Here is a 4,141-nt window from a genome sequence, read left to right as displayed (position 1 = left end):
CAATGGAAGCGACTCCGGCATTTCCCCAAAAGAATAGATCCGAACTATGGGGGCCTCGGTACCTTTTCTAGTAACGGCTACAACAGCGATGCACTGCGACAACCAACCTCCTACGATGCTCTCAATGGTGGCCTGACTAAATGCAAGTATTGGCACAACTACTAGTATGGTCACAACCGTCACCGCTTCGCTCAATTTACGAAGCCAATCTTTTCGGACTAAGTACGCAAAGAGTTTCCGCATAGGAGTTGCTTTTTAGAACTAAGGAGCGATCCAGTCGCATGTCAACCCGAAGACGATTGAACTGTGAAGCCTGACGATGACTGAGTCTAAGTCTCGCTGAAACAAATAGCCTCCTGTATATGGAGGAGATCAGATATGACCCTTACTCGCTTCGCCGCCTGCGGCCTGGATCCATACACCGGGGCTCATTCGCCGCGGCCGCCGAACGCGGCTCGCAATCGATGCGGCAATTGCTACTGCCCCGGCAGGCCGAATTGAGGGATTCTTTCGCCGTGCGTGGCCAATTGATATCGGCGCAGCCCGCCAAGCCCATCATCGCCGCCATCGTCAAAAAAAATTTCATGCCAGTCCTTTAAGCGGCTTCATCCGGCCGCGAAACCAGCAGGTCCCCCGGCTGGCAATCGAGAAATTCGCAAATACGCATCAGTGTGTCAAAGYGCACACCCTTGACCTTGCCCTGCTTGAGCAGGGACAGGTTGGCTTCGGTGATGCCGACATACGCGGCCAGGTCTTTGGACCTGGCCTTGCGTTCGGACAGCATCACATCGAGTTTGACAACGATGGGCATGCGGCGAAAAGAAAACCGGAAACGTAACGCTAGACGAACTGCGCGTTCTCTTCAGCCAGCGCCACCGCGCGGGCCATCACGGCGGCGATTTGCCAGACCATGCCGGCAAACAGCAGCGTCAACAGCTCGTTGCTGCCCAGGCCCAGAGAGAATGCCCGCTGCCCGGCCGGTGCGCCTGATGTCAGCACCACGGTAACCAATGTGGCCGACACCACGCCAGCCACCACAGACGCAAAAATGCCGGCGGCAAAACCGCGCAGGTATTTGACGGTACGCACGCTGAAATATTCAGCCTGCGAAAAACCGGAGAAGCAGCGCATGGCACACACCAGGCCGTACGACGCGCAGCAGACAGGCAGCACGCCCAGCAAGGCAGCCAGGCTTTTCTGGCCCACCGTGATGTCGAGCGCAGAAGCCTGTGATGCCGACAGCATGATCCCCGCACGCAACAGATGGCTTTCGACCGGCGTTGTGAGCAGGTGGTATGCGACCGCAAGCGGCAACGCCACCGCGAGCAATGCACAAGCCCAGGCCAGCACACTGCTGATGCCCTGGACGTCCGGCCCGGTGAGGGCCATGGGGGTTGCCGTATTTTTCAAGGGACCACCTCTTGCCTTGTTAAAGAGGCCTTCAGTGTCTCAGAATAATTACTATAAAACAATAATTAATATCTATAAAACAGAAATTATTTCCAGCGATTCCTGCCCGGTCATCCAGTTTGCAAGGCCGCTGCCTGTGGGATTAGGGTAAATTGGCCGCACAAGCGTCAGGCGGCTTCCGCCTTGCCCACCCTGCCGTTCACAGCACTGACCRCCATGCCGACCACACCTGCCAAACCCGCCCACGCCCGCAAGCCAGCCACACCGAAGGCCTCCACCGCCTCCACCGCCTCCACCCAGGCAGCCCGGCCGATACCGTCACTCAAGGGGGTACGGGTGTTGAGCCTGGCGCTTAACCTCCCCGGCCCGGCGGCCCTGATGCGCTGCCGCGAGATGGGCGCCCGTTGCGTGAAGCTGGAGCCACCGTCGGGCGACCCGATGCAGCAGTACAACCCCACGGCGTATGCCGCGCTCCATGCGGGTGTGCGCACCGCCACCGCCGACCTGAAAACCGAAAGCGGCCAAAAACTGCTGCACCGCGAACTGGCGCAAACCGACGTGCTGCTCACTTCCTTCAGGCCGGCCGCGCTGGCCAAGCTGGGGCTGACCTGGAAAGCGCTGCACAAACAGCACCCGCACCTGAGCCAGGTCGCCATCGTCGGCAGCCCGGGTGAGCGGGCGGACGAGCCGGGCCATGATTTGACCTACCTGGCGCAGAACGACCTGATCACCGGTGTGGACCTGCCCGCCACGCTGTACGCCGACATGGGCGGCTCATTGATGGCCAGCGGGGCCGTGCTGCAGGCCGTGATGCACCAGCGGACCAAGGGCAAAGGGGTCTTTCTTGAAGTAGCGCTTTCCAGCGCGGCCGCCTACCTGGCCCTGCCCCGCGCCTGGGGGCTGACGCAGCCCGGCGCCGCCGTGGGCGGCGGGCATGCAGGTTACCGCGTGTATCGCTGCAAGGACGGGCGCGTGGCGCTTGCCGCGCTGGAGCCGCACTTTGCCGCAAGCCTGTGCGCGGCAGCCGGCGTGGCGGCCTCCAGCATGAAGGCCATGTTCGCGCCCGCCACGCACGCGGCTATTGAGGCCTGGCTTCTGGGCAAGACGCGCAAGGAGCTGGACAAACTGGCGCAGGACCAGGACATCCCACTGCATTCGCTATCAAATTAGGAGCTGCTTGCGCACGTCCTTATTGATCAAACGGCCAATTTGACGCATGAACCGGATGCGCCGGCGCCCTCACACATCAATACAGGTCAGAGGCTGCCGGCAGCCTTTGCCAGCGCTGCCCCAGCAACACCTGCCTGACAAAACCGTAGAGGGCCCACAGCAGCAGCAGCGGGATCACCAGCGTCTGCAGCACAAAGATCACGATGAGCCGGATGATGTGCTCGGTGGCCTGCTCGGCCGCCCGCTTGAGGCTCTCGAAGTGCTTTGTCACGTCACCGTTCTTTGCCAGCCAGTCTTTCAAGCCCTCCACCAGGCCGCGGTTGTCAGGTGCTGCGGCGGCTGGCGAGTTGAGCTGGCCGGCCTTGCCGGTGGTGCTGTCGATCAATTGCTGGCTGGCAGCGTAGTCGGCCGCGAGGAATTTTTGCCACAGCATGTCGGTGCCCAAGGTGACAACCGGAACCGCAAAGCGCAGCATCAGCAGGATCACCAGCAGCCTTGACAGCCACAACGGCACCTGCGGCCTGCGCAGGTAACACCACCACCAGCCCAGCACTGTCGCGCTCAGCGCCAGCGACACCGGCCAGTAACTGCCGATGCTGATCAGGACCTTTTGAACGCCGAAAGCCACACTGGCAGCCAGCATCAAATGCGAAAACTGTTCCACCAGGTCGTTGACCGGATCCAGGATTTGCCCGGGTGCAAACGTGACACCCACACCAAAAGGCTGCACCGACGCTTCAGTTCCCTGCGCCACCGAAATCACACCGTTAAGCAGCCTGGCGGTTGCGAAGCTCACCAGCGCGCGCTTGAGACCCGCATCAACCTGCTGCATGGCGGGCGCATCCAGCGGCGCCAGCCAGGCGCAGGACAGCACAGCGGCCATGGTGAAAGCGGCAAATGCTTTGCGGACAATGTCCATGGTGTCTCCAGAAGGTGTGATGAAGCCAGGGCCAGTAAAAGGTCTGAGGCCTGGCGACGTGTCTCTGCTTATCTTGCCAGAGAACCACATCCCATGCGGCCGTAACTACCCTCTCCTGCCGGCTGCAGCGAATCCGTGACAGTGATGCGGTGTCACGCGCCGGCCTACCCTCGGGCCGTTCCGTCTGGCTTCAGGTATTCACGCACCATCGCACGCGCGCGGTGAATGCGGCTTTTGGCCGCTTCGCGGGTGAGCTGCAGGCGCTGCGCAATTTCGGTGATGGTGAGCTGCTCCATGTCGCGCAGCAACACCACCTCGCGGTACATCAGCGGCAGGGACTCGAGCGCGCGTACGAGGTCGATGCGCAGCTCGTCCTGCGGTATCTGCGCGAAGTACCTGTCCTCGTCGTAATCGGAAAGCGCCTGGGTGCCGCGCATCAGCGCGAGCGCCGGCAGCATGCACAGCCGCGCGATGATTTTGAACATCCAGCCGGACACCGCACCAGCGTCGCGCACGGTGCCGACGCGGCGGTAGATGATGATGAGCGCCTCCTGCACCACGTCCTCGATGGCCGAGCCGCGGTGGCACTGGTAGCGGGCGTATCGGCGGGCATCGGGCTGGAGCTGCCGCAGCAGCGAGGCC

The 4,141-nt window shown here is 61.8% G+C and carries 5 protein-coding genes; 1 reads left to right on the top strand and 4 read right to left on the bottom strand.

All coding sequences use genetic code 11. The features are described from left to right. Positions 1–595: 595 nt before the first annotated feature. Both AC1D0Z_RS16980 and AC1D0Z_RS16975 read right to left on the bottom strand, forming a co-directional pair. On the bottom strand, positions 596–811 hold the full coding sequence (locus AC1D0Z_RS16980; protein ID WP_477659393.1) for a helix-turn-helix domain-containing protein: 216 nt from the start codon (positions 809–811) through the stop codon (positions 596–598). 29 nt (positions 812–840) lie between these two features. Next, entirely contained in the window at positions 841–1,410 is a 570-nt protein-coding gene (locus tag AC1D0Z_RS16975; protein WP_477659392.1) for a DUF2975 domain-containing protein, read from the bottom strand. A gap of 216 nt (positions 1,411–1,626) precedes the next feature. Here AC1D0Z_RS16975 and AC1D0Z_RS16970 point away from each other — a divergent pair, with 216 nt between their 5' ends. Beyond that, positions 1,627–2,580, top strand: coding sequence for a CoA transferase (locus tag AC1D0Z_RS16970; protein WP_477659391.1), 954 nt, complete (start codon positions 1,627–1,629; stop codon positions 2,578–2,580). A gap of 76 nt (positions 2,581–2,656) precedes the next feature. Here AC1D0Z_RS16970 and AC1D0Z_RS16965 read toward each other — a convergent pair whose 3' ends face one another. Then, entirely contained in the window at positions 2,657–3,499 is an 843-nt protein-coding gene (locus AC1D0Z_RS16965) for a hypothetical protein (RefSeq protein ID WP_477659390.1), read from the bottom strand. 164 nt (positions 3,500–3,663) lie between these two features. Further along, a partial coding sequence (locus AC1D0Z_RS16960) for an RNA polymerase sigma factor (protein ID WP_477659389.1) occupies positions 3,664–4,141 on the bottom strand: 478 nt, incomplete at its 5' end.

Source organism: Polaromonas sp. P1_E3 (genome assembly GCF_056405935.1).
This window is presented reverse-complemented; position numbering and strand designations above follow the sequence as displayed.